1 protein-coding gene is annotated in these 379 nt (G+C 70.7%); it reads left to right on the top strand.

What is annotated here, in order from left to right; translation table 11 throughout:
- The coding region (locus GV790_RS29150; protein WP_256673604.1) for a LysR substrate-binding domain-containing protein at window positions 1-379 on the top strand (379 nt) is incomplete at both ends.

Here is a 379-nt window from a genome sequence, read left to right as displayed (position 1 = left end):
GATCTGTCGTTCGTGCTCGACTACTCCAACTACCCGATGGCTTGGGATCGTGGCCTCGAGCGTGCGGTGATCGCGGTGGAGCGGCTCTACGCCGCGGTGCCCGCCGGTGCTGTGCCCGCCACCAGCATCACGCTGGCCGAACTGGCCGAGCACCCGTGGATTCTGGCGCCGGCCCGTTCGCATTTCGGGCACGCGGTGCGGTTGGCGTTCCAATCGGCCGGGGTGGCGCCGCGCATCGACCACGAAGTGGAGGAACAGGCCACCGCGATGGCCATGGTGGCGGCCGGACTGGGCGTCACCCTCGTGTCCGACCTGGGCCTGGCGCTACGCCCGCCCGGGGTGGACGTCGTCGTGCTCGGCGACATCCTCACCCGGACGG

It is taken from the genome of Nocardia cyriacigeorgica (genome assembly GCF_010858045.1).
GTDB lineage: Bacteria > Actinomycetota > Actinomycetes > Mycobacteriales > Mycobacteriaceae > Nocardia > Nocardia cyriacigeorgica_E.
Note: the sequence above shows the minus strand (reverse complement) of the source record. Positions and strands in the feature narration are given on the sequence as shown.